Origin of the sequence: Nostoc sp. TCL240-02 (assembly GCF_013343235.1) — a bacterium.
In the GTDB taxonomy this organism is placed as follows: domain Bacteria; phylum Cyanobacteriota; class Cyanobacteriia; order Cyanobacteriales; family Nostocaceae; genus Nostoc.
Genome location: NZ_CP040094.1, coordinates 7,724,468 through 7,749,568, shown reverse-complemented (window position 1 = coordinate 7,749,568; position 25,101 = coordinate 7,724,468). Strand labels below are relative to the sequence as shown.

General features: G+C 41.4%; 18 protein-coding genes and 1 pseudogene. 13 read left to right on the top strand and 6 right to left on the bottom strand.

Annotation, left to right across the window (positions count from 1 at the left end):
* Positions 1-176 precede the first annotated feature (176 nt).
* From lepB to FBB35_RS33205, 6 genes are all read left to right on the top strand, one after another.
* Positions 177-830, top strand: coding sequence for a signal peptidase I (lepB, locus tag FBB35_RS33230; RefSeq protein ID WP_174713378.1), 654 nt, complete (start codon positions 177-179; stop codon positions 828-830).
* Positions 831-1,058: 228 nt separating this feature from the next.
* Positions 1,059-1,844: an MOSC domain-containing protein gene (locus tag FBB35_RS33225; RefSeq protein ID WP_174713858.1), complete on the top strand. Its 786-nt coding sequence runs from the start codon at positions 1,059-1,061 to the stop codon at positions 1,842-1,844.
* A gap of 525 nt (positions 1,845-2,369) precedes the next feature.
* Entirely contained in the window at positions 2,370-5,969 is a 3,600-nt protein-coding gene (locus tag FBB35_RS33220) for an ATP-binding protein (RefSeq protein ID WP_174713377.1), read from the top strand.
* A complete protein-coding gene (locus FBB35_RS33215) occupies positions 5,966-7,801 on the top strand; it encodes a GGDEF domain-containing response regulator (protein ID WP_174713376.1) in 1,836 nt (611 codons plus the stop codon). The genes FBB35_RS33220 and FBB35_RS33215 overlap by 4 nt, the downstream gene beginning before the upstream one ends.
* A gap of 268 nt (positions 7,802-8,069) precedes the next feature.
* A complete protein-coding gene (locus FBB35_RS33210) occupies positions 8,070-9,509 on the top strand; it encodes a response regulator (protein ID WP_174713375.1) in 1,440 nt (479 codons plus the stop codon).
* A 132-nt stretch (positions 9,510-9,641) separates the two neighbouring features.
* Positions 9,642-9,803 (top strand): hypothetical protein, encoded by a 162-nt coding sequence (locus tag FBB35_RS33205; RefSeq protein ID WP_174713374.1) that lies wholly within the window; start codon positions 9,642-9,644, stop codon positions 9,801-9,803.
* On the opposite strand, the pseudogene FBB35_RS33200 reads toward FBB35_RS33205, so the two are convergent.
* The 3 genes and pseudogenes from FBB35_RS33200 to FBB35_RS33190 all read right to left on the bottom strand — a co-directional run bounded on the left by FBB35_RS33200 (position 9,800) and on the right by FBB35_RS33190 (position 16,293).
* Positions 9,800-10,243, bottom strand: a pseudogene (locus tag FBB35_RS33200) (four helix bundle protein). The gene FBB35_RS33205 and the pseudogene FBB35_RS33200 sit on opposite strands and share 4 nt — an antisense overlap.
* Before the next feature lie 81 nt (positions 10,244-10,324).
* Positions 10,325-11,944 carry a response regulator gene (locus FBB35_RS33195; protein WP_174713373.1) on the bottom strand — a complete coding sequence of 540 codons (1,620 nt, stop codon included), beginning with the start codon at positions 11,942-11,944 and terminating at the stop codon, positions 10,325-10,327.
* A 2-nt stretch (positions 11,945-11,946) separates the two neighbouring features.
* The gene (locus FBB35_RS33190) at positions 11,947-16,293 is read right to left on the bottom strand and encodes a PAS domain-containing protein (RefSeq protein WP_174713372.1); all 4,347 of its coding nucleotides are present in this window, start codon (positions 16,291-16,293) and stop codon (positions 11,947-11,949) included.
* 176 nt (positions 16,294-16,469) lie between these two features.
* On the opposite strand from FBB35_RS33190, the gene ldpA reads away from it, so the two are divergent.
* From ldpA to FBB35_RS33165, 5 genes are all read left to right on the top strand, one after another.
* Complete coding sequence (gene ldpA, locus FBB35_RS33185; RefSeq protein ID WP_174713371.1) at positions 16,470-17,642, top strand: circadian clock protein LdpA; 1,173 nt, start codon at positions 16,470-16,472, stop codon at positions 17,640-17,642.
* Positions 17,643-17,797: 155 nt separating this feature from the next.
* Positions 17,798-19,531 carry a R3H domain-containing nucleic acid-binding protein gene (locus tag FBB35_RS33180; RefSeq protein WP_174713370.1) on the top strand — a complete coding sequence of 578 codons (1,734 nt, stop codon included), beginning with the start codon at positions 17,798-17,800 and terminating at the stop codon, positions 19,529-19,531.
* Positions 19,532-19,684: 153 nt separating this feature from the next.
* Complete coding sequence (locus tag FBB35_RS33175) at positions 19,685-19,825, top strand: hypothetical protein (protein WP_174713369.1); 141 nt, start codon at positions 19,685-19,687, stop codon at positions 19,823-19,825.
* 346 nt (positions 19,826-20,171) lie between these two features.
* On the top strand, positions 20,172-20,495 hold the full coding sequence (locus tag FBB35_RS33170) for a hypothetical protein (protein ID WP_174713368.1): 324 nt from the start codon (positions 20,172-20,174) through the stop codon (positions 20,493-20,495).
* Positions 20,496-20,524: 29 nt separating this feature from the next.
* Positions 20,525-20,737 (top strand): ABC transporter ATP-binding protein, encoded by a 213-nt coding sequence (locus FBB35_RS33165; protein WP_174713367.1) that lies wholly within the window; start codon positions 20,525-20,527, stop codon positions 20,735-20,737.
* A 61-nt stretch (positions 20,738-20,798) separates the two neighbouring features.
* Here FBB35_RS33165 and FBB35_RS33160 read toward each other — a convergent pair whose 3' ends face one another.
* Together FBB35_RS33160 and FBB35_RS33155 are read right to left on the bottom strand one after the other, a co-directional pair.
* Positions 20,799-21,992 (bottom strand): Coenzyme F420 hydrogenase/dehydrogenase, beta subunit C-terminal domain, encoded by a 1,194-nt coding sequence (locus FBB35_RS33160; RefSeq protein ID WP_174713366.1) that lies wholly within the window; start codon positions 21,990-21,992, stop codon positions 20,799-20,801.
* Positions 21,993-22,084: 92 nt separating this feature from the next.
* Complete coding sequence (locus FBB35_RS33155; RefSeq protein WP_174713365.1) at positions 22,085-22,855, bottom strand: pentapeptide repeat-containing protein; 771 nt, start codon at positions 22,853-22,855, stop codon at positions 22,085-22,087.
* A gap of 495 nt (positions 22,856-23,350) precedes the next feature.
* On the opposite strand from FBB35_RS33155, the gene FBB35_RS33150 reads away from it, so the two are divergent.
* Together FBB35_RS33150 and FBB35_RS33145 are read left to right on the top strand one after the other, a co-directional pair.
* Positions 23,351-23,617 (top strand): type II toxin-antitoxin system HicA family toxin, encoded by a 267-nt coding sequence (locus tag FBB35_RS33150; protein WP_174713364.1) that lies wholly within the window; start codon positions 23,351-23,353, stop codon positions 23,615-23,617.
* On the top strand, positions 23,601-23,813 hold the full coding sequence (locus tag FBB35_RS33145) for a type II toxin-antitoxin system HicB family antitoxin (protein WP_174713363.1): 213 nt from the start codon (positions 23,601-23,603) through the stop codon (positions 23,811-23,813). Before FBB35_RS33150 ends, FBB35_RS33145 begins: the two co-directional genes overlap by 17 nt.
* A gap of 166 nt (positions 23,814-23,979) precedes the next feature.
* On the opposite strand, the gene FBB35_RS33140 is transcribed toward FBB35_RS33145, so the two are convergent.
* On the bottom strand, positions 23,980-25,041 hold the full coding sequence (locus tag FBB35_RS33140; protein ID WP_174713362.1) for an L-histidine N(alpha)-methyltransferase: 1,062 nt from the start codon (positions 25,039-25,041) through the stop codon (positions 23,980-23,982).
* Between the last annotated feature and the right edge of the window lie 60 nt (positions 25,042-25,101).

Here is a 25,101-nt window from a genome sequence, read left to right as displayed (position 1 = left end):
ACCCTTAAAAAAAAGTTTATTTTTAATCTATGAAGAACCCCATTTATCAATAATCTAAAATTGGTAGTCAAGATGCGAACATCACCAGGAAATTAAAATTTTCCCGTTAAGATTAACAGATAAAGTCTTACTAGGCGAGTTAATTACCTACATCTTTCCTTCAGTTAAGTAATTTCATGCAAAATCAAGTGTCTGATAACAACTCTAGTCAACAACCCGATAATTCCTGGATCGCAGAGCTAGGTAGAACAATTGTATTGAGTATTGTTCTAGCTCTGGGAATTCGTACCTTTGTTGCTGAAGCACGCTGGATTCCTTCTGGGTCAATGGAACCCACTCTGCATGGTACGCCAAACCAGTGGGAAGCAGACAAAATCATTGTCGATAAGTTGAAATATAAATTTGCTGACCCGCAGCGTGGAGATATCGTAGTATTTTCACCCACAAAAGAGTTGCAAAAAGAACAATACCAGGATGCTTTTATTAAAAGAGTAATTGGCTTACCTGGAGAACAAGTACAGCTTAGAGATGGCAAGGTCTATATTAACAACAAACCCCTTCCAGAAACTAATTATCTCAGTTCTGGTCAAAGCACAGTTATTAATGTTTGCCAATCAGGGCCACAGCCACCTTTTTTGGAAAAACCCCAGACCATACCAGATGATTCATATTTAGTACTAGGTGATAATCGTAACAATAGTTATGATGGACGCTGCTGGGGTGTTGTCCCTCGCCAGAATATTATTGGACGGGCTGTAGTTCGTTTTTGGCCTCTAAATCATGTTGGAGGAATAGATAAAGTACCACCATATCCACAAACAACTCCATAACGGATAATCTAGCTTGATGCTTTTGCTCAAGAAGAATTTAGGACTATTACATTCTTTGCTTGAGCAATCAGCTAGCTTGCAGAAGAAAATAAAAGAAAACTTTAAATCATGTTGGAGGAATAGATAAATCGCCACTGTATCCATAAATTAACAAAATTAGTAAGGTGCATAAATCACAAAATAATTTTAGATTGGTGATTTAGCAGCCCCTAATCTAAAATTGCTATGATGCCTTACCTAGCCAAGATTTTACTGTATCCAGTTAAATCACTGGATGGTGTTGAAGTTGAAAAGGTTGGAGTTCTTGCCAGTGGCGCACTACAGCATGACCGCGAGTTTGCCATTTTTGACGAGCGGGATAAATTTGTCAATGGCAAGCGTTATGCTAAAATCCATTTACTAAGGGTGCAATTTACACTTTTCAATAGAACTATTTCGCTACAAATCCCAGGCGGCGATTCACAACAAGTTTTTCATCTAGATGACGAACGGCAAGCACTAGAAGCAACTTTGAGTAATTATTTTGAGTTTGCTGTTACATTCAGGAAAAACTCTCTGATGGGCTTTCCTGACGATACACACTCGCCAGGCCCAACGGTAATTAGTACAGCAACTTTGACAGAAGTAGCTTCTTGGTTTCCCGGTTTAAGTGTAGATGAAATGCGCCGTCGAATACGTGCCAATATCGAGATTGATGGTGTACCAGCATTTTGGGAAGATCGGCTATTTAGCGAACAAGGTGATTTAGTCTCCTTTCGAGTGGGAGATGTAGATTTTTTTGGGGTTAATCCATGCCAGCGTTGTATAGTTCCAACACGCGATTCTTACTTAGGCGAAGCTTACCCAAATTTTCAAAAAATCTTTGCAACCCAGAGGCAAGCAACTCTGCCTAATTGGGTTGCTTCATCGCCTTTTAATCACTTTTACAGATTGAGCGTTAATACTCAATTGCCCATATCCTCAGCCGGAAAAATTTTACAAATCGGTGATAAAGTTGACATACCTCTATATTAAAATTAATATTTATTTACAATAAAAAACACTAAGTAAATTTTCTTGGATTTTTTTGTTATTACTATGTATTTGCATGACAATTTTAAAATTGTTGTAGTTAAATACAGGTTTTTGTGTAAGTCCAGAGGTTTCGAGGCTGGAAAATCAAGACCTCAGGAATTAGAAATTAAATTTAGGATTAGGTGCTAATGGCAACCTGAATTTTAGAATGGCATACTGTAGCTTATCGGTTAAATTTCAGTTGTTCTGAGGAAATGTACTGATACATTGCCAGATAGATAAAACTGAGCGAATTAAGTTGCGATGTCTACGATGATCTATGCCTACGCAAAATTTTAAAATTGGAGGTTGGAGAAACTTAACTAGTCAGACAAGTATCCAAACAAAATTTTTAATGCTTTTTTATACTCAATTTTCTCAGAAATGTCATGATCGAAGTGATGACACACCGTAATTTTTTTGGTATTAAATGTAACTGGCATAGCAAAATGCCCCAAGTATATGCTGGGGAAAAATCAAACAACAATGTTATCCAAACTTCAGTCCGTCAAATCTCTTAATTACTTGGTTGGCAAAGTTTACGCCAGGATGCCCTTAAAGTATGTTCTGATTGTCCCCTTTATATTGCAAATTTGCGGGGCGGTGGGGCTTGTGGGCTATCTTTCGTATCAAAATGGACAAAAAGCTGTAAGAGAGCTTGCTAGCCAATTAGAAAATGAAATCTGCGATCGCATTGAACAGCATCTTAATAACTATTTAACAACTCCGAAGCAAATAAATCAAATTAACTTAGATGCGGTTGAGCTAGGTATGCTCAACCTTTTTGACTTTAAAACTACCGGAAATTACTTTTGGAAACAAATGCAAGTTTTCAATGTTGGCTACAACAGCTTTGCCAACCCCAAAGGGGAATTTATCGGTATTGAACGTTTAGATAATGGCAAGCTGTTGATTAATGAAGTTAGTCAAAAGCATGGTATTGGGAAACTTTATATTTATGATTCAGACTTGAAGGGAAATCGTCGCCAGCTTCAGCAAGTTAAAGATTACGATCCTCGTGTAGAAGCGTGGTATGCAGATGCAGTCAAGGCAGGCAAACCCGTTTGGAGTCAAATTTATCAATGGGAAGATAAACCAGAAGTTTTATCTATATCTTCCAGCTATCCTGTTTACGATAAGACTCGCAAGCTTATTGGGGTAATTAGTGTTGATTTAATTTTGTCACAAATCAGCAACTTTTTAACCAAATTAAACAGCGAACAATCGGGTAAAACTTTTATTCTAGAGCGTTCTGGGTTAATAGTGGCTTCTTCTACCGAACCACCATATAGCATCATTAATGGTCAAATAAAACGTCGAACAGCATTAGAAAGTCGAAATTCTTTAATTAGGCTCACAACCCAGTCTTTGATCAAACGCTTTGGTAGTCTTGGGTTTGTTGTGGGGAAGCAACAGCTAACTTTTAGCGCCGATGGAATGCGTTATTTTGTACAAGTAAAAAGTTGGAAGGATGAACTGGGTTTAGATTGGCTAATTGTGGCGGTGATTCCTGAAGGCGAATTTATGGAGCAAATTAATGAAAACACCCGCATCACCGTTTTGCTGTGCATGGTTGCTTTTTTAGTGGCTACAAGAATCGGGATTTTAACTGCTCGCTGGGTAATTAAGCCGATTTTACAATTAAACACATCAGCGAAAAAAATTGCTCAAGGTGAATGGGAGCAAACACCAGAAATTCAGCGCTCCGATGAGTTGGGAGAACTAGCCAAGTCATTTGAAACTATGGCAAAGCAGCTGCAAGCATCCTTCAGTGTTTTGGAGGCAAAGAATGCTCAAATGCAAGTTTTAAATGAAGCTTTATCTGAAAGTCAGAGTCGGCTAACTCAATTTTTAGAAGCTATGCCAGTAGGTGTATTTATCATAGATGCTGAAAGTAAACCTTATTACACAAATCATATTGGGCAGCAAATTCTTGGTCAAGAAGCGATGTCTAACGACAAGCCGCTATGTGTCTACGCAGAAGTTAGGGGCGAACAATTGTCAGAGGTATATCAAGCTTACCTTGCCGGGACAGATGAACTTTACCCCAGCGATCGCCTACCAATTTTGAGAGCATTGCTTGGAGAAAGTACCAGGATTGATGATATGGAAGTTCGCCATGTTGACAAGATTATTCCCATTGAAGTTTTGGGTAATCCCATCTATGATGAATCGGGAAATTTGGCTTTTGCGATGGCTACCTTTTTTGATATCACCCAACGCAAACAAGCAGAAAACTTATTAGCAGAATATAATCGCACCTTAGAAGCTCAAGTCAAAAAACGTACTGAAGAGTTCCAGCAAGTGATTGAGCAACTGCAAACCACCCAAGAAGAACTAATTCAATCGCAAAAAATTGCCGCCCAGGAACAACAAGCAGCCATTCGGGAAGCAGCGCGAAGCGCCGCCGCCAACCTCGCCAAAAGCGAATTCCTTGCGAACATGAGCCACGAACTGCGTACCCCACTCAACGCCATTCTTGGTTTCACCCAAGTTATGAGCCAAGATTATTCGCTATCTAGCGAACATCAAGAAAACTTGGCAATTATTAATCGTGCTGGCGAACATCTACTTAACTTAATTAACGACATTCTCGAAATGTCTAAAATCGAAGCTGGGAGGATCACATTAAATCGCAGTAGCTTTGACTTAATTCATCTATTGAATAACTTAGAAGAGATGCTGTATTTGCGTGCTGCATCTAAGAGCTTACAAATAGTATTTGAGTATGCACACGACATTCCTCAGTACATAGAAACCGATGAAAATAAACTATTTCAAGTCTTGCTCAACCTCTTGGGGAATGCCATCAAATTTACTGATATTGGCAGAGTAACTCTACGGCTGAGATGGGAGCAGGAGGAAGAAAATCTTTCTTATAACCCTCGCCTCTTCTTCGAGGTACAAGACACTGGTTGCGGTATAACTCCACAAGAAATTGGTTTGCTGTTTGAGGCTTTTGAGCAAACTGAAATCGGTAGAAAATCTCAACAAGGAACAGGACTAGGTTTAGCAATTAGCCGTAAATACGTGCAACTGATGGGGGGAGATATTACAGTCAGCAGTACTCCTGGTATAGGTAGTACATTTGCCTTTGATATTCAAATTGCTTTAGCTTGTCCTAGAGAAATGCCGATAAACCAAATTAAATCTCAAATTCTATCTTTAGCGCCGACTGAAAAGGCATACCGCATCTTAGTGGTTGATGATGCCAAAGAAAGCCGTCTACTGCTAGTTAAAATTCTGACATCTCTGGGCTTTGAAGTTAGGGAAGCTACAAATGGTGTGGAAGCAGTTAGTAATTGGGAATCTTGGCAACCAAACTTGATTTTTATGGATATGCGAATGCCGATCATGGATGGCTACGAAGCTACAAGAATAATTAAAGGTAAACAAGTAGGGTATGGGACAGCCAATAGATTACGGAGGTTCCCAAAATTTAAACGACTGACATCATCGGGGAGCCAGTATCTGAACGGAGGGTTAACCGATTCAGGTGAGGAGGAAGTTCTAAAAACTATATACAATGCTTCTTCCACACCAGAAATAGCTGGTGTTATAGAACAGAATCGTGATGCTTCTGGTGCAGCCATTTTGCGATCGCCAAAAGCCCTAGTTTCCTGTTTCGACTTCTTGGAGACAGCGCAGGGTTGTTTGAATAAACACACAATCGTTATTGCTCTAACTGCTAGCGCCTTTGAGGAAGAACGCCAGAAGATTTTATCTATTGGCTGCGATGATTTTATTCGCAAGCCATTCACACAGGAAGTATTATTGGAAAAACTGAGCCAACATCTGGGTGTAAAGTATACCAATCAAGTAGAAAACCTAAATACAGCAGTTGCCGAGCAAGCTACACAGATATTTGTTAGTGTTGCTGAACTCCTGAGTTATTTATCACAAATGCCACCTGAGTGGCTGCAAAAGATCCACTATGCCGCAGCCAGCTGTAGCGATGAATTGATTTTAGAGTTAATCAAGCAAATTCCCTCAGATAATGTCCAGGTATCGCAAGTTCTCAGGGATTTAGCAAATAACTACCAGTTTGAGAAAATTATGGAATTGACTAGAACAAACGTAGAATGAATTACGAGCATTTAGACCCTAATAAAAAAGATATTTTGATCGTTGACGATATGGCGGACAACCTGCGGGTTTTATCCTCAATATTGACAAGGGAAGGGTATAACGTTCGTAAAGCCTTGAATTGGCAAATGGCACTGACAGCAACTCAAACAGTATTGCCGGATCTGATTTTGCTCGATATTATGATGCCAGAAGTAGATGGCTATGAAATTTGTCAGGCATTTAAAGCTTGGGAGCTAACAGCCGATATTCCGGTAATTTTTATTAGCGCTTTAGATGATGTTTTTGACAAAGTTAAAGCCTTTAAGGTAGGCGGTGTAGACTACATCACTAAACCTTTTGAGTTTCAAGAAGTTTTAGTCCGCGTGAAAAATCAACTGGCATTGAGGTCAGCGCGATTAGAAATATTGAAACTAAATGTAGAATTGGAACATCGGGTAACACAGCGAACTGAGGAGCTAGAAAAAGCTCTCCAAAAACTTCAAAAAGAAATAAATTCCCGCCAGAAATTGCAAAGTAAACTATTAGATATAGCGCTGCATGATTCCCTGACTGGATTACCAAACCGAGTGTTGTTTATGAGAAAACTAGATAATGCTCTCAATCGAGCAAAACAAGAATCTAGTTATCAGTTTGCAGTACTTTTTTTAGACTGCGATCGCTTCAAAGTTGTCAATGATTCGCTTGGTCATTTGGTAGGAGATGAATTGCTGATTTCTATCGCTCGTCGCCTGCAAGCGTGTCTCATACCTATTGATACTCTAGCCCGATTGGGTGGTGATGAATTTGGAATTCTCTTAGAAAATATTACGGATATCAATATAGCAATCCAAGTTGCTGATAGGATTCTAAAACAGCTATCACTTGCTTTTAAACTATCAAGATATGAAGTCTTTATGAATGCCAGTATTGGCATTAGTTGGGGCAATAAAGATTACGATCGGCCAGAGTATTTGCTGCGGGATGCTGATACGGCAATGTATCGGGCTAAGGCTCAAGGAAGAGCCAAATATCATGTTTTTAATCCAGCGATGCATCAGGAAGCTATTCAGCTTTTAGAGTTAGAAAATGATCTACGAAGGGCTGTTGAAAGGCAAGAATTCCTCGTTTATTATCAGCCAATTGTTTCTCTAATTACAGGTAGAATTTCTGGATTTGAAGCCTTGGTGCGCTGGCAACATCCAATTCGTGGTCTAGTTCCTCCTACAGAATTTATTCCTGTAGCAGAAGAAACAGGTTTAATTAATGCCATCAATACTTGGGTATTACAGTCAGCTTGTAATCAACTAAGCGTCTGGCAACATCAATCAGTGACACCAGAACCTCTAACTATTAGTGTTAATTTGAGCGCTAGGTTATTTTTACAACCCAATTTTGTAGAACAAATTGATAGAATTATTTATGAAACTAAAATAAATCCTACATATTTAGAATTAGAAATAACAGAAAGTGTAATTATGGAAAATACTAATGCAATTAAGATAATTTTTCAACAACTAAAACAGCGAAACATAAAGTTAGTTATGGATGACTTTGGTACAGGATATTCCTCTTTAAGTTACCTGCACAGCTTTCCTTTAAATGCCCTCAAAATTGATAAATCTTTCGTCAAACGTATGCAGGATAACAAAGAAAATATGGGGTTAGTACCAGCAATGATTGGCATTGCCAACTCAATGGGCATGAGTGCGATCGCTGAAGGTGTCGAAACAGAAGAACAGTTAGCCCAGTTGAGAAGTCTAAATTGTAATTTTGCTCAAGGATTTCTGTTTTCTGAACCCATAGAACAACAATTGGTTGTTAAGTTGCTTATCGCCTCACCTCAATGGTAGCTATCCACTAAGCACTTGGGAAAAATTTCATTGTTGGCGTTCGACTAGATTATCTGTGTGGGCTATCTAGATAAGCTGCTATAAGCAGGCTATCAGATTCCCACGCTCATAATTGGCCAATAGTTTGGTAGTTTATAAAACTCTCTAGCCACTGTGGGAGTTAAACTATAAATATAAATATTTTGGTGAAATTGAGCAAAAAAATCAGGGTAATTTTAAATAATCATTTACTATCCTCAATCATTACAAGCATAGCTTTTGATACATAATGCATTTCAATCAAACTAACCATCATAAAAAAAATATTTTGGTGGTCGATGATACCCCAGATAATTTGAGGCTTTTATCGGCAATGTTGACTGCACAAGGTTTTGAAGTTCGCAAAGCTTTAAACGGTAAAATGGCACTAACTGCGTGTCAAATGGTTTTGCCGGATGTGATTTTGCTGGATATCAACATGCCAGGTATGGATGGATATCAAGTTTGTCAACAACTAAAGGCTGACGATAAAACTTGTGAAGTCCCAGTAATTTTTATCAGCGCCCTGGATGATGTTGTGGATAAAGTAAAAGCTTTTGATGTTGGTGGTGTAGATTATATTGCCAAACCTTTTCACGGGGCAGAGGTTGTGTTGCGAATTGAAAATCAGATTAATTTACGTTTGCTTCAAGTTAGACTGCAAGAAAAAAACTTTTTATTACAAGAGGCTCTTGACAACTTAAAATCCGCTCAAGTTCAACAGATTCAAAACGAAAAAATGGTGGCGCTGGGGCAGCTAGTGGCTGGGCTGGCTCATGAAATTAATAATCCCATCAGTTTTATTTATGGTAATCTCCAATATGCTGGTCAATATGTGCAAGACCTAGTGAATCTGATTGAAGTTTATCAACAAGAATACCCAAAACCTACATTCAAAATTCAGCAAATAGCCAAAGATATAGACCTGAATTTTGTGATTAACGATCTACAAAACCTCATAGGTGCAATGTATAGAGGCTCCGATCGCATTCGGGAAATTGTCATGGCGCTACAACACTTTTCTCGACATGATGAAGCAGAGATAAAACGGGTAAATATCCATGAAGACATCGAAAACACTCTGGTGATGTTACAACATCGACTCAGAGAAGCAGTAGACCGTCCCGCAATTATTGTAGTGAAAGATTATGGTAACTTGCCCCTAGTTACTTGCTATGCGAGTGAACTAAACCAAGTATTTATGCATTTATTGAATAATGCTATTGATGCAATAGAAGAGGGAATGGGGAAGGTGGGGCCCCCTCTGGGAATAAGGGGTAATGGGGAGTGGGGAGCGGGGAATCAATCTTTTAATCGTTACTCTCAAATGCCACTTGACGGGAGTCACTCTAATTGGGGAGACACACCAGTTCCTGCACTTGGAGAAACCTCAAACCCGCAGTGGCTCTTCCCTACTCCCCAAATTAGGATTCACACAGAGGTGACAGACTTAAATACGATCAAAATTGTGATCGCAGATAATGGTCCTGGTATAGAAGAGTCGGTGCGATCGCGTTTATTTGACCCATTTTTTACCACAAAACCTGTGGGTAAAGGTAGCGGGCTAGGATTATCTATTAGCTATCAGATTATCGTCCAAAAACACCGAGGAAATATTACCTGCACTTCTTCTGTTGGGCAAGGAGCAGAGTTTGCGATCGAAATTCCCATCGAGCAACCTGAGCTTTAGCCAACAGTAAACTCGGTCAATGAAGAGGATAACCCGAATTTCTCACTCATAGGGTCTACGGTGTACACACAAGTCTTGAAATCCCACCTAAAACTTGGTTTCGTTGCCCTAACCTTAAAATTAGCGGGGTAAATGGAATTTCTAGTTGCCCAAAATTCGGGTATTTACGGGGCTAAAAGGGTTGAAACCTTTGCGGACTATACTTGTGTGTACACCGTAGCTCATAGGGTGGGGAGTGTGGGAGGTGTGGGAGGTGTGGGAGGTGTGGGAGGTGTGGGAGGTGTGGAAATTTAGTCAAGTAACCAATCATCTGGATGGGTAATCATCTTGACTAACCCACTAAGGACTTGATTGTAAGGAGCGTAGAGTTCTCTTCCTTGTTCGACCGTAAGATATTGACATTTCACAGCAAACTTTAACCAAACTTGAGTTTCTGCTGCCTCCGCCTGTCTACGACACGCTCCGCGAACACAATCATTCAGTTTAGCGACAAAAGCGGCTTTATATCGCCGTTTTCTCCAAGCCTATGCCATATTTGCACAGACAGAGCGAGATAGCGAAGCGGTAGCGAGTCTTCGAGCGTCGGAGCGACGAATTTGGTCAGTTAATGAATATTTTTCTTCAACTGGGAACTTTTTAGAATATTCAAAAATTTGCATTGCTGTTTCAAATGCTAATTGATAAATGGCTAAATCCTCATGAGTTCTAAAATACTTCTTCCCTTTTTCTTCCATCTTCTTTAATTTCGACCGTTCCATTCTTCATCTTCCCACACTCCCCATACCTCCCACCCTCCCCGCACCCTGCCTCTCTAGTCACAGGCTTAACGGCAGTTGAACTATGAACGTTGCCCAGCCATGAGAACTAGTAACTTCAATTTTGCCTTGGAGATATTCTACTAACTTCTTTACTAATGCTAAACCTAATCCTGTGCCGCCATGTTGCCAGCGATCGCTCTGAGGAATTCGGTAAAATGGCTCAAAGATTCGAGATTGTTCTATTGTGGGGATTATTACCCCAGAATTACTAATTATAATTTGAAAGTAGGGGACTTGAGGGTTATCTAATATACCAGATTCAGCATCCTCATTTATGAGACTTTTTGTGGTGTCGATTATCCGAACATCCATTCTAATCTGTCCTTCAGGCGGGGTATATTTACAAGCATTGTTGAGTAATTCTGAGACAATTTCGGTCAGGCTAGCCGAGTCTGAAACTAAAGGTGGTAAATTTGGCTCAATATTAACTTCCAAAGTCTGTTCCCTAGCTTTCGCACTTTCTTCAAAATACTCGGCGACGTGAGGCAGCCAATGTTGAAGTTGAATTGAAGTTAATTCCAATGGATAGACATCTGCATCAATCATTCGAATATGCAGCAAATTGTCTACTAGATTCAGTTCTTGTTCGCACTGCTCACGCAGGACAGTTAAGTAGCGGGCTACAGATTCCGATGGAGAAAGTGGGTTTGAATTTAAGCTACCCTGCCGATCGAGAATATTTTCTAGGGCGGAGATGGCCATTTTAATATTTGACAACGGCGTTCGCATTTCATGAGAAGTGGTTGCGAGAAAATCCTCTTTCAACTTGTTCAGACGTTGGAGTTCTGCCACTTGAATTTCTAGTTGTTGGGCACGTTCGGTTGCGAGATTGCGTTCTTCGGTGAGCCGTCGTTGTGTGTCATCTCGAAAAACTAATACTGCTCCTGTAATGATGCCACTGTTGTCTCTGAGGGGAGTAGCACTATCAGCGACTGGTATAGTTGTCCCGTCTCTGGTAATTAGTAAAATTTCACTGCCTAGATAGATAGTAGTTTCTTGTTGGAGGGCTGCGAGAATTGGATTTTGGGCAGGGATCTGAGTTTGTTCGTCAATAAGTCGGAACACCTCTGTTAAGATCCGTCCTTTGGCTTCATCCCATCGCCACCCTGTTAATGCTTCACCTGCCTGATTTAGGTACTTTACACGCAACTCAGGATCAACTACAATCACACCGTCCCCCATTCCTCTAAGGACAGAACTCAAAAATTGCTCGCGATCGTAGCGATTGAGTGCTGTTTGAATGGCAACGTAAAGTTCTTGTTCCTTGATGGGTTTGAGAATATACCCAAAGGGTGATGTTAGTGTTGCCCGCTCCACGGTACTTTTATCCGAGTGGCCTGTAAGATATATAATAGGAATTTGCAAATTACGCCAAATTTGCTCAGATGCTTGAATCCCGTCCATTTCGCCGCGTAACCTGATATCCATTAAAATCAAGTTTGGGCGTGACTCAGTTGCTTTTTCAATTGCCTCTTCTGCAGAATCGGCGATGCCTAAAACAGTGTATCCCAGAGACTCTAAACTTTCTTGTAAGTTGATGGCAAGAATATATTCATCTTCAACAACTAGGATTTGAACTGTCTCCTTTTTATGTGTGTTTGATGGAATGCCAATCATTTTTATATCCGGCTGTTTGTAAAAGTAATTTTGAACTGTGTTCCCTGGTGAGATTCAATTTCGAGTTTTCCTCTTAACTGTTTGACTAAGCCTTGGACAAGGGTTATGCCCAGTGTTTTAGCTTTCTTGCTATCAAAATTTTCAGGTAAACCAATGCCATTATCTCGAATAATTAGTATCAAATTAGACTCTGCTTTTTGATAAAACTTAACTTCAATTTCTCCTCTAATTTTACCAACAAAGGCATATTTCAAAGCATTGGAAACCAGTTCGTTGATAATCAAGCCGCAAGGAATAGCGGTTTCGATGTCAAGGCTAGCATCATCAACTTGAATCTTTAGTTGAATTTGGCTGGAACTAACGTTATATGAATCGAATAAATGAGTTGTTAAATCTGGGATGTATTGAGCAAAATCAATATCAGAGAGGTCTTCAGAACGGTATAGTTTTTCATGAACTAGGGCAATGGAGGCAATGCGGTTTTGGCTATCGCGTAAAATAGCTGTCACGACAGGATCTTGTGTACGTCTGCACTGCATTTGCAGCAAACTGCTGACAATTCCTAAATTGTTCTTCACCCGATGGTGAATTTCTTTAAGTAATACTTCTTTTTCTTTAAGAGAGGCTATGAGTTTTTCCTCTGCTTGCTTATGCTCGGTGATATCTTGGTGGACAGCGACAATGACGCTTCCATACTCAGGATGCCTAAAGATGGAAGCGTTTGACCTACACCAGAATGGGGTGCCATCTTTCTTAACATTATGAACTTCATAAGTAGCTTCACCATGTTGCAAGATAGCAGTCCTAATTGCCTGATTCACTTCTTCAGGTGTAGTATCTTCATCTCCATAGTTCACAATCGACACATGCTGACCAGTTAATTCATCGGGTTCATAGCCAAACATCTGCTCAAATTTAGGATTGGTGTAGACGAACACACCATCTGTAGCACGAACTAGGCAAATTCCTTCTGCCATGTTGCGGGTAATTACCGCTTGCAACTCTAACATTTGCTCGGCACGTTTGCGATCGCTGATTTCAACTACAACAATGCCCATACTAATGGGTTGATCGGCTTCAGACTGAATCGGAAAATAAGAGGCTAGCCAAGTCCTGATGACACCTGGAAGTTTTGGGGTTTCTCCAGTGATTTCCAAATCCAGAATCGGTTCACCCGTTGTCGAAACATGGTGCAACACCTGCTCCAGCTTTGGTGTCAAATCGGGGACAATCTCCCCCAGTGTTTTGCCAATATGCGCTGCTGCGGGAATGCCATTAATTTCTGCTAATGCTTCATTAATCAATAAGAAACGCAGATCCAGATCTATAATGGTTATCCCAACGGGTGCGCTATTGATGAAGGTATCCAGTAACTTTTGCTTGTGAGCTAGTTCTCGCTCCAAAATTTTGCGATCGCTAATATCAATAATAACGCCCAGCATCCGCACAGGGTCGCCTGCTTCGTTGTGAATGCCGCGTCCTTTGCCGATGAGCCAGTGAACACTGCCATCGGGGTAAATTACTCGATATTCATCTTCAAAATTAGTATGTTCTGCCAACGCATTTAATACAGCCTGTTCAATTCGGTCAACATCCTCTAGATGAACACAATTGCGCCATCGCTGATAGCTTGCTGATGTTTCTGGCTCTAAACCTAACAAACGAAAATGGTTGTCGTTCCAGATAACTTCGCCTGTTTCAACATTCCAATCCCAAATACCGATGTGGTTAAATTCTAAGGTTAGCCTGAGTTGTTCTTCACTTCTAGTTAAGGCAGCTTCGGTTTGTTTGCGTAAGCGAAGCTCGTCGTAGACATGGCTAATATCCCGATGAGTACCACTTATCCGCAAAGGATTACCCTCTTCATCTCGGATGACAACCTTACCGTAGTTGGCAATCCATTTCCATTCGCCAGACTTAGTTCTGAGTCGATAGTCAAATTTGTAGGGTACTGAACTATCATTGAGGTGGGCTGCTAAAATTTCCTCAACCCAAGGTAGATCGTCTAGATGAACTAGTCGCTTCCAAGTACTCCAATCTTGTGGAAGTTCATCAAAGCTGTATCCGAGCATTTCTAAATAGCGGCGGCTGTAATACACTTCTCTAGTGAGAATATTCCAGTCCCACAAACCATCCCCAGAAGCTTCAAGTGCTAATTGTAGTCTTTCTTCACTTTGGCGCAGAGTTTCTTCCGCTTTTTGGCGATCGCGTAGCGCAATTTCTCGTTCGGTGACATCTTGGGCAGTACCATAAAGGCGAATCACTTCTCCATCGGCGTTGAATTCTGCATATCCAATGCCCTCAAAATAGCGATTAGAGCCATTCTGGGGGACACGGAGAATTTGTTTGTAGGACTCACCAGTGGCGATCGCCCGCTCAACAGCTTGGTGCAATTTCTGCCCATCTTCAGGGTGATACAATTGCAGATTTTCTTCATAGCTTGGTTCAAGAAGTGCGGGTTCTCGATTGAAGAGATCAAAAAGCCCCTTTGACCAGGTAATTTTGCCACTGCTAAGGTCAAACTCCCAATTACCAAGGCGAGCAACTCGCTGTGATTCTTCTAGCAGAGCTTGACTTTTGCGTAAGGTTTCTTCACTGTTTTTGAGGTCGGTGACATCCACCACTAGTCCATCCCAAGCCACGCGCCCATCCTGCAACTGGCGTGGTGTAGAACGAAAATGGAACCATTTGAGTTGACCGCTAGCCGTTCGGATTCGTAGTTGAATATCAAACACAGAGAGATTTAGCCGAGACTCTTCAACGGCTTCCTCTAGACGGGGAATATCCTCTGGGATAAACTGCCGATAAAGCAGAGATGAATCTCTAAGTGCATCTTCTACTTTGACTTCCATTAGTCTTTCAATCCCCCCACTGAGGTAGGAAAAGCGATCGCTCCCATCCAGTTCGCGGATCACCCGATAAACTGCACCATTGGACAAATTATCTCCAATCAAGTGCAACATCACTTTACGCTCATGCAGGGCAAGTTCTGTTTGTTTGCGTTCAGTAATATCTCGCCCTTCTGGAATCAACAAAACGACTTTACCTGTCTCATCTTGTAGCGGACGCAATGAAAAATCGATTGTTGCTACTCGGTTATTTGCACCTAGAACATCAACTTCATAGCGGACAAACTTTCCTTTTGCAGCATGAGCGATCGCTTGTTTTAATTCTTCTTGAGTTTGTGGTGAAATTGTCCACCAGTGTGCTTCCCAAAAAGGGCGATTGATCACATCTTCAAGCTGAAGTCCGCCAAAACTTAGCGCCGTCTGGTTAGTCTCTAGTAAAATGCCAGATGGCGTTAGCAGTCCTGTGAATTGAAAAGTGTTGTTAAAGATAGCGCGGAATCGGCGATCGCTTTCTTGCAATTTGGCAGTGCGTTCTTGTACTTTTGCTTCTAACTCAGTGTTGAAGATTTGGAGGTTGTGATAAAGTTCGGCTTGTTGAATGGCGATCGCTAGTTGTACCGTCAGTTGGTTGAGCAATTCCACCTCAAATGCCTGCCATTGCCGGGGAGCAGAACATTGATGCACAATAAATAGCCCCCAGAGTTCAACTGCTGAAGTCGCTATGTTTTCTACCAGAATGGGGACAATTAAATTCGCCTTTACCTGAAATTGTTCTAATAATTGCAGATGGCACTCACTTAAACCCGCTTCGTAGATGTTCGTAGTTGTCCAAATTTTTCCTTGGCGATATTTTTCCCCCTGGCTTTCTTGAAAACAAGTATCTTCAATCTCTAGTCCCAAGCTTGATTTCCATTCAGGTAAGACTGACTCTGATACGATACAACCCTGCATAAGGGGAGTGAATTGATACACCAGTACCCGATCAGCACCCAATAACTGGCGAACTTGTTGAACACTAGTAGTAAGAATGTCTTGAAGGTGCAAAGATTTGCGGATATGCAGAGCGATCGCTCCTACTAGGTGTTGTTGTTCCTGCTGCTGTTTTAGCTGCTTGTGCTTGATCGCCCCATGAATCATTCGGCAAAAATTTTCTTGGGTCAGTTTTCCTTTAACTAGATAATCATGAACCCCACTCTTTATAGCTTGGACTGCGATCGTTTCGTTTCCCTGTCCAGTCACCATGATTACTGAAATTTGGCTGCTGGAAGTTTGCCTTTGTAGCTTAGTGAAAAATTCCAGCCCATCTAAATCTGGTAATCGGTAGTCCAACAAAATTACATCCGGTATTTTCCCTTGGCAAGCTTGTAGCGCCTTATTTCCCAACTCAAACTCATAAATATTATAAGTGTAGCGATCGTCCCGCTCTAGGAAGCGTCGATACAAAGCCCTGTCTTCAGCAGAGTCTTCTACAAAACATATAGTTATTGCATTGACTGCCATGTATCTCAGCCTCCTAAAAAGCTGCGGGAGTGGGTGAAAAAGAATTAATAACCAATAATACCCAATCCCCAGTCCCCAGTCCCTAATCCCCAATCCCTAATCCCAAATTCAAGAAATCCGTACTTTTTCTTGATCGCAAACGACTATTTTTAGTCGCATAAACGCATAATAGAAATGTGACTGATCTGTTCGTCCCTTTACAATCCCTCAAACAAGGTAACTGGTTCAAGCTGATCTGCGGAGCCAGCTTTCAGCATTTGCCGGCAGTCAGAAATTTAACCTTAGCCTATACTTTGGCGGGCGCTGACTGCATAGATGTTGCAGCTGATCCAGCAGTGATTGCAGCAGCGCAAGCAGGGCTACAAGTAGCTAAAACTCTAGCTAAAGATGCCCAACAGCGAGGCTTTGACTACAAAGGCAACTTACCCTTTTTAATGGTCAGCCTAAACGATGGAGAAGACCCCCATTTTCGCAAAGCAGAATTTAATCCTCATGAGTGTCCTAGAGACTGCCCTAGACCCTGTGAACGGATTTGTCCGGCACAAGCAATCGTATTTGACAATATCAAAGAAGATTTTTCAGGAGTAGTATCCGAAAAATGTTATGGCTGCGGTCGTTGCATCCCAATTTGTCCTTATGGTATAATTTATACAGCTTCATACGTGACAACGCCAGGAGCGATCGCGCCATTAGTAATGTCAACAGGAGTAGATGCCGTAGAAATCCATACACAAGTAGGGCGGTTGGCAGAATTTCAGCGATTATGGCAGGCAATTTCACCGTGGGCCGATCAATTAAAAGTACTAGCTATCAGCTGTCCCGATGGCGAGGGGATGACTGATTACCTAAGAGCAGTATATGACCTGATTGCCCCACTCAAAAGTGCTTTAATTTGGCAAACAGACGGTCGTTCTATGAGTGGCGATATTGGCGATGGCACGACAATAGCCGCAGTGAAATTAGGGCAAAAAGTTTTGGCAGCGAAATTACCGGGATATGTGCAGTTAGCAGGCGGCACAAATAGCTATACCGTTGCTAAGTTAAAGACAATGGGACTACTCAAAGAGGCAGAGGGGCAGGGAGTAAAGAGCAGGGGGAAAATTTCTTCTCCTCTGCCCCCCGCCCCCTGCCTCCCCTCCTCCATTTCCGGGGTCGCCTACGGTAGCTATGCCCGTGTACTGCTGTCAGCAATTCTCGAAAAGTTAGAGAATAAGGAGGTAACTAACACCAATGTGAGAGCAACTATTCGCCTAGAAGAAGATGAAGTATTACTTTGGCAAGCTGTAGAACTTGCCCATTCTCTCGTTTCCCAGATTAAGTCACGGCAGAGAAGGGAAAGTGAGCATTAGTTAAGCATAATTACTTAGTCCTAGATAGTACTGTAATTCATGTTTAATTTATGTTTGTATAGTCAAGGTAGGAGGTTTGAGCATTGAATGAGCGCTTGAGAACAGTTAGAAGCTGAAAGTATCGATTTACTGTTGTTTCCGTCACCATAGAAAGCATGACGATTACAGACGATCTCCAAAAGTTATTAGACATTTTGCCCCAAGACCTGCAACAAGTACTAGAGAATCATCCCAAACGAGATAGTTTAGTAGAAGTGGTCTTGGATTTGGGTCGTCGCCCAGAGGCTCGCTTTCCTAATCAAGCTGAGTATCTGAGCGAAATACCCGTTACTCAAGAACAGATAGATGATTGCATTCAACGAGTCGGAATTTTTGGCGGAGATAATCGAGCAGGAATTGAGCAAACTTTGCATCGGATCAGTGCGATCCGCAACCGTACTGGTAAGATTATTGGCTTGACCTGTCGCGTTGGTCGGGCGGTATTCGGAACCATTGGCATGATCCGCGATTTGGTAGAAACTGGTAAATCGATTCTCATGCTCGGTCGTCCAGGTGTGGGCAAAACTACCGCCTTACGGGAAATTGCCCGTGTTTTGGCAGATGACCTGCATAAGCGAGTGGTGATTATTGACACCTCCAACGAAATCGCTGGAGATGGTGATGTTGCCCACCCCGCCATTGGTCGCGCTCGGCGGATGCAAGTGGCTCATCCAGAACAACAGCATCAGGTGATGATTGAGGCAGTGGAAAACCACATGCCAGAAGTCATTGTCATTGATGAAATTGGCACGGAACTGGAAGCTTTAGCGGCTCGTACTATTGCTGAACGGGGCGTACAGTTGGTAGGTACTGCCCACGGGAATCAGATCGAAAATCTGATTAAAAACCCTACCTTGGCTGATTTAGTTGGGGGTATCCAAGCTGTGACGCTGGGAGACGACGAAGCCAGACGGCGAGGCTCTCAAAAGACTGTTTTGGAGCGGAAAGCCCCTCCTACCTTTGAAATTGCTGTGGAAATGTTGGAACGCCAACGCTGGGTAGTACACGAAAGTGTTGCTGACACAGTAGATAATCTGCTGCGTGGTCGTCAGGCTACCCCACAAACGAGAACCGTTGATGACCACGGCAAAGTTGCGGTAACAAGGCAGTTAGCTGTTGTCAACGGTCGCGGTGGACAGTTAGGGACAGTGGAAGAATCTTTCCCACCGGCGCGACCGTCTAATGGCTGGCGTTCTTCTGGACAAATGATTGCACTGCCGCAATTGCCTGTAGAACGGGTGACTGGACGTAGTGAGTTTGATCGATTGCTAGATGAATCCTTCAATTATTCTGAGAGCATTGATTTAGATGCTGCTACAAGAGTGCCAGGGCCAAATGGTGAAGATTTGCCACTGCACGTTTACCCTTATGGCGTTAGCCGCCACCAACTAGAACAGGTAATTAGCGTGCTAACGTTACCCGTAGTATTGACAAAAGATATAGATAGTGCAGATGCAATTTTAGCACTGCGATCGCACGTCAAGAACCACGCCAAATTACGCCAAATGGCCAAAGCTCGTCATGTCCCCATCCACATGATTAAATCCAGCACCATTCCGCAAATTACCCGTGGCTTGCGGCGGTTGCTGAACATGGATGATCCAGAAATGACCGATGATTTAGAACTGCAACTGTTTTTGCACAGTGGTAGCGATGATGAGATGGATGCCTTGGAAGAAGCTAGACTTGCTGTCGAGCAAATTGTGATTCCGAAAGGACAGCCAGTGGAGTTATTACCACGTTCTCCGCAAGTCCGCAAAATGCAACATGAGTTGGTAGAACATTATCGCCTCAAGTCGCATAGTTTTGGCGAAGAACCAAATAGAAGATTGCGGATTTATCCAGCGTAATCTCGCCCCCAACCCCTCTTTACAGTGCAAAGAGGGGTAAAGGAACGAACCGCATAGACGCGGAGCGGCTACTCTTACGAGAACGCTTTCAGCGAACCCGCAGGGTAGGGCGCAAAGAGCGCAAATGAAGAAGGAAAAGAGAGAAATAAAAATTTGTGTTACCAAGCATTGTTGGCTTGCTTGATGGAATACGAGGAAAGCACTGTTACTATTGATTTAACTGAATACTTAATCCCCCCAGTAGAACAAATCTTAGGTATTTTGGTGTGGATGATTCGGTCACAAGCAACTTAAAGTTTGGTTTTGCTTCTGATTGTCATTAACTTATCTATGCCAAAAAACCCGATCGCGAAGACCAGGTTTTTTTGGGGTCATATTCCCCCAAGGCTAGTTATAGAAGTTATTTATAAATTAGTGTTCTGGTAATTACTACCAAACTTAGATTATCAATTTCGGAAAACTATCGCCCAATTCTCAAAATTTTATTGCACTTACATAAGTGGCGCTTACGCTCATATCTGCTAGTAACTTGATACCAGTGCGTAGGCGTAGCCCGCCGCAGGCATCGCTCCCTACTGATTGAAATTCAGATCACAGCGTCGCTCCGAGAATTTTGCTATTATTTGCTACTTTAAAATATATGCAAATAATTGAAATTTCTCCATTCCAAGCATTTCGCCGCAGTGTAATAACGGTGATGCAAGTAGTTCCAAAGGAGCTACGCTATGTGGCAATTTTGACATTACTGGGTGGTGCAGGCCCAGCGATCGCTATTTGGCTCAACAAGACGATCATTGATGAAATTACTCGGATCGCCTTGATACTTTCTCAACCTCTGCTACTCTCCAGTATTGCAGGTTCATTGCTGGTGAATTTGGTAAGTGATGCGATCGCTAACATCAATAGTTTTGTATATACTTCCCTGCGCGTAGGCGTAGCCCGCCGAAGGCATCGCTCCCGTTAGAAGATTTGCGATCGCGGATTGATGTAGTTATGCAAGATTACGCTCGTTTTCCGACTACCGTGCGCGAAAATGTTGCCTTTGGGAATTTACCTAAAATGCAGGATGATGAGGCAACTAGGGAAGCGATCGCTGAGGCTGGTTTAGCTAGAGTAATTGAGAAGCTAGATGGTGGTTTGGAAACCCTTTTAGGCAAACAAGAGGGTGGTATCGATCTATCAAGGGGACAAGGGGGAATTATTTAACAGGTTTCTTCCTTGTCTCCCCCCTCTCCCTTGTCTCTTCCCAATTCCCAATTCCCAACTTTTATTCTGGTAACTTATATTGCCCAACAATACGCTTGGCAAACTCTGGAACGTGCGCTTCTAATTTCTCTGGATGATTTCGCTTTACATATAAATAATTCCGAGTAAAGTGAGAATCAATCGAAAACCGCGCATATTCTAAACCCTTGGGGCCGATTTTTTCGATAACTACACCCATAAGTTTCGCCGCCCACATGGGGAGAGTCACGCCTTTATCGTAAGCGGGAATACTTTGCTGTACAGCTTCCTTGCGATCGCCTTTAGACGTAACTGGTTGAGTATCTAACTGGTCTTTCACCAAATCCAGCATTTCCTTACCTGTGTCATTTCTAACGACAATCCATTGCCAGCCGAAGGGTGCGCCCATGTAGCCAACAACTAAATCAGCTAGGGAATTGACGTAATCAAAGCAACTCATACAGGATGGGGCAAAGACATCTTTAAGTTTGTTGGTCTTCAAACCAAAGAAAGGCACTGTTTCTGATGAGCCATCCTCATGTTTGAAGTGAACCCGGAAGTCTTGCATGAATTCGTAATGGACAACTGTCTCTGGCGATCGGCTGGTGGTTTCTAAGAATTTTTGTAGTCCAGCGCGGTTAACATTATCTACGCAGGGTGTACCCAAAACATAAAGCTTTTCTAAACCCAGTTGTCTTTCTACGGCTCGTAATGCCTGGATTTGGCAACCAACACCAATTACCAACAGCCGCTTCATCCCCGATTTTTCTATCTGTTCCAATACGGAAAGGTTAGGGGAAAGTGTTGGTTTATTTACCCGCGCTGCTAGTATTTCTTCTGGAGTTCGGGCGATGATGGGCATGGGTTGAAAGCGGTCTTCTTTGGTGTTTTGCACACAGACGACACCTTCAACTAAGCCGCGATTAAGCATTTCAATGGCAATGCTGCTAACAATACCCGTCCATTGTGCGCCTTCGATGGGCTGCTGTTTCCGCGCTGCCATCATGTCTTGATGGACACCAAAGTATAGCTCATCAGGGTTGTCGAGATGGCGCGATCGCGTGTGCGTTTCAACTTCTAGTTCGCCTATTTGCTGATTAATAAAAGCGCAGGCTTCCTTGACATAATGAATATAGTATGTATCGCATAGTCCGCACTCGCTACAAAGTTCTTTAGCAGGGCGGCGGCTGGTAGGTTTTAAGGCTTTGGCTTTTTTGTGAGGAGAAACTGAGGTCATATAAATTTTTTGTTTTATCCAGTAATCGCTTTTATTACAATACCTTTACTGGCTATGAATTCTTTCAACTCTCCTCCGCAAAAAGAAAGCACTCAGAAAGGGAAGAACTGGAGCAAGACTGAGCCGAGGCTTCCCAAAAAGTCAACGAAACTAGGTTTACCAGCGCTTACCTTCTCATTTACCGGTGTTTGCAGTTCTTTAATAAAGGCTTGGGCTGTTTGTGTTCCAGGGGCATTGTTTTGGGATGTAAACAATTTTTCAGCAATTTGGGCATCTTGGAATGCACCTTGTCTATCTAGTATTTGGTAACGGGCGACACCACGAGCTAAATAAGCACCAGCATATTCTGGTTTAATAGCGATCGCTTGATTAAAATAACTGATTGCTTGCTGTTGGTTGCCTTTTTGACCTTCCGCTACACCCAAAGCATAAAATTCTTCTGGTGAAGCAATTTGTGATGGTATACCAACTGCACCTTGGAAGTTAGCACCATTCAAGTAAGCACCCTTCATTTCTGCATTTGCTAGATAAGTATTTCTCAAATCAGCACCCGCCAAATTTGCACCGCTAAATTTAGCTTCGCTCAAGTTAACACCAAATAAACTAGCGCCACTCAAGTTTGCACCCCGTAAATCTGCACCGCTCAAATTTGCACGGCTAAGGTTAGCACCTGTGAGATTAGCCCCGCTTAAATTAGCTCCAGATAAGTCAGCCATTACTAAACCTGCATTAGCCAAATCACAGTTTTGACATTGCTTGGTTGCCAATAATTGGCTAATATGTGCAGAATTTGCTGCTTGTACGCTTGTTGTTAAACTAATCGTGGTTAAAAATGCGGCTGCACCTAGAATTCGGTTCTTCATATTCGCGTAATATTTCTTACTCAATATTCAACCTTGACTGAGATGGATTTATACCTCAGCATTATGATATGAGCAATCTTTACAATTTGACCTCTGTAGTTACCTATATCACTTGTAAATCTGGGTATAAGGGTTATAGGTTAGGTTTAATACACCGTGTTTGCCAGGATATACCTTTTGTTGCGTCTGGCATACGATCGCATTTCTCTATTTTATAAACAAGCGATCGCATTATAGAAAAATAACCTAGCTATGACTATCAAGCAAAATGATGTACCTTCACAATAGTCAAAAATGAGCTAACAACCTTAAACTCAGTGCAAAACATCTCTTTAAATCAAGCATCTGCGACATCCAAATAGTTATGATTTCCTTTCTTGAAGGAAATCAGTGGAGCCGCATATAAGTCAAGGGGCAAAAAGAAAGATTTGCTTTTGTATTCCCCGATTTTAAATAAATATGAGACTATAGAAACATTAAAGCAGTCAGAAAAACGTGAGTCAGCAAGACAAACTCTTAGACAAAATTCTCTCTGGGACTTCTGATACAGACATCCCTTTTGCCCAACTGTGGCAACTCTTATATACACTAGGATTTCAAGAACGTATTCGTGGCGATCATCGTATTTTTGTCAAAGCCGATGTTGAAGAAATATTGAACCTGCAACATAAAAAAGGCAAAGCTAAAAGCTATCAAATTAAACAAGTTCGGGCAGTGATTCTCAAGTATAAGCTAGGAACTAAAAATGATGTTTCGGTATGAAATTATTCTCTACTGGAGTGAATTAGATCAAGCCTTTATTGCTGAAGTACCAGAATTATCAGGCTGTGCTGCTGACGGTGATACTTATCAAGAAGCCCTACATAATGTAGAATTAGTTATGCAGCAATGGATAGCAACGGCTAAAGATTTAGGGCGTTCAGTTCCTCAACCTAGACCACGTTTGATGTATATTTAATTGATGCAAAAACCAAGTCAAACTGATTTTTTAGTGTCATCAGAAATATTTGATACCATCTGCCATAATCGGATCTATAGCAGTCGTAAATCATTCGTGAAAAGTTAGATTCCCGACTTCTCAAAAAAGTCGGGAATCTAGACACCGCAAAGTGTAATTGAAAAGGTTAGTTACTGGCAACCTTACAAATTACCATGATATGTGATTTGTACTTGTCAGTACTATATTGAATAAGTTGCAATCCAGAACGTTCTAGTTCTTGCAAAAGTTTAGGCATTTCATATTTATGATGTCGCCAAATAGTAATTTCTTCACCTTCAGAGATTTCAACCTTTTTATCTATACCTATCCAACTGAAATTTATAGTGTAATCATGATTGAATCTCATATTAGCAACTATACTATCGGTTTTTAAATCATACTTTCTCACCAATTCACAATCTTCAGATTCAATCCCAATCTTGTTTTTAACCCATCCATATATTTCTTCTACGTGATACTTACAGCCACCTCTGACGTTTCCATCCCATTTAGAGTTAGAGCCAATTTCATTAGTGAACACTAAGAAATCATTTTTGCCCATGCTCTCTCTAAAGTTTTTAAATACCTCATCTCTATTTTGATGATTTCCAATAGTAACGCCTAAGTGTAAAAATATTTTTGCTGTATTGTCAATTTCAAGATCAGCTTTATTTTGAAATAAGGTTTGTGGGACAAAATTATTTTCTATATCAATTGTGGAACTGATAAATTCAACTTTAGGAAACCATTTCTTAAAATTATTTTTTGATAATTTCAGTAATTCTTCACTAATATCTAAGGCAACATATTTATTGACTTTATCCAACTTATTAAGTCTTTGAACAAAGTCTTTAACTGGATAGGAATTTCCTGCACCAACATCTACTATATTGATTTTATTACCATTTTGAATTTTGTCATTAAAGTATTTAAAGTTATTCTTTAAAAGCTCAATTTCTACATTAGATGTTCGATACCATCTAGGAATGATATATTTTTGGTAAAAATCATCCCATATTTTTGCGCCTCTCCCTTTATAAGAATACTTTAATGGGATTTCTCGTCTGATTTCTAAAGCAAAGATGATTCCTAAAATTTCTTCTTCCGAAAAAATAGAGTAGAACTCAGAACTTGGCTTTGCTGTACGACTGATAGCAGTTGACATCTCTGAGGAAACTTGGGAATTGTCATGAAAGTTTTGAGCCATTATTCTTGTTCTTTGCTTTTCTTCGGTATTTAAATGGATTAGCCGCAATGCTTGCCAAGG